Genomic DNA, 1,527 nt, shown 5'->3' on the forward strand with positions numbered 1-1,527 from the left:
TTCGTCACCTATTGTGATTATTTCTGCTAACATTACAATTTAAAATCAGTCTTCATTTCAGCGCTAGCATTTTCAACCGCCGAAAGCACGGTAGCTAGCTGCTCGGTAACATCAACATCTGTCTGGGTAAACTTTCCCCAATCCTGTACTTCAATCAGTTTATCTAAAACACCCAACTCAAATAAATCGATGGTAGGTTTCATTTTATGTGCTGCCTGATACGCTTCTTGATAATCCTTTGCTGCAACCGCATTTTTTAAACGCTCTGCATCTTCAGGAACTTCCTCTAAAAAAGCTTCAGCCAAAGCAGCGATAAAACTCTCGTCGTTATCAGCCAATTCACGTACTCTAAATAATTTATAATGTAATTCCATTTATTTTACTGTTATTGAAAACATTTCTTTGTCCTCTATAAATCCTATTAATTTATCATTAGCAACAACTTTGCCAACTCCTGCAGGTGTGCCTGTAAATATAACATCTCCAATCTTTAAAGTAAAATATTTTGACACATATTCTATTAATTCATCAATTTTCCAAAGCATCAGGCTAGTATTTCCATTTTGTACAATTTCTTCGTTCTTTTTTAACGAAAACTCAAAACCATCAACATTTTTAACCTCCTCTTTATCAATCCATTTGCCAATTACCGCAGCACCATCAAACGCCTTTGCTTTTTCCCAAGGCAGTCCTTTGGCTTTTAATGCACTCTGTAAATCGCGGGCCGTAAAGTCAATTCCTAGGCCAATTTCATTGTAATATTTATGGGCAAACTTTTTATCAATATGCTTGCCAACCCTATTAATTTTAACCAAAACCTCAACCTCATAATGTACATCATCCGAGAAATCAGGAATAAAAAACGGCTGCTTTTTCAAAAGAATAGCCGTATCTGGTTTCATAAAAACAACCGGATCCGTAGGTTTTTCGTTTTGCAATTCTTTAATATGTTCGGTATAATTTCTACCAATGCAGATTAATTTCATTCTTTTTTATTTTAATTTGGGTGTTACGCCTCCTAAGGTCGGCGTCTGGCTTTTCGTTACAAGTCCTCGCTCCCAAAAGGTCGCTGTGGGCTATCCACTTCAATCCCTAACGCAACTATTCCCCAAAGTCTGTGACTAAGACTAAAAACTGCGACTTCTAAATTACCCCAATTTATTATTAAAACTTCGCAATTTAATAGCCGTTAACACCTTTTTAGTGTACAACGGAAAATCGGCATTCAAAAGCCAGCCAAAATAACCCGGTTCCTTTTCTAAAACATCGGTTACTAACTTACCTTTATGCTTCCCAAAAGAAAAACACTCAATACCTTCTTTATTATATGAAATAAAACCTGCAAAATCTGCAAACTTTTTGCGCGAGCTAAACTCAGCTAAAAACTTGGTGTCGTTTTCCAACTCATCATACTTTTCTAATTGCGCTAATAAAACCTCATAAGTTGCTTTTGTATCAGCTTCTGCACTATGTGCATTATCTAAACTTTCATCGCAATAAAACTTGTACGCTGCACTTAAAGTACGT

2 protein-coding genes and 1 pseudogene are annotated in these 1,527 nt (G+C 36.1%); all 3 read right to left on the bottom strand.

What is annotated here, in order from left to right; all coding sequences use genetic code 11:
- Positions 1–32: 32 nt before the first annotated feature.
- The gene (locus WBN21_RS07410) at positions 33–374 is read right to left on the bottom strand and encodes an Hpt domain-containing protein (protein WP_424198925.1); all 342 of its coding nucleotides are present in this window, start codon (positions 372–374) and stop codon (positions 33–35) included.
- Positions 375–986 (bottom strand): fumarylacetoacetate hydrolase family protein, encoded by a 612-nt coding sequence (locus tag WBN21_RS07415; RefSeq protein WP_424198927.1) that lies wholly within the window; start codon positions 984–986, stop codon positions 375–377.
- Between the two features lie 162 nt (positions 987–1,148).
- Positions 1,149–1,527, bottom strand: a pseudogene (locus WBN21_RS07420) (3'-5' exonuclease); the annotation flags it as partial.

Origin of the sequence: Algibacter sp. (assembly GCF_049667265.1) — a bacterium.
Classification (GTDB): Bacteria; Bacteroidota; Bacteroidia; order Flavobacteriales; family Flavobacteriaceae; genus Algibacter_B.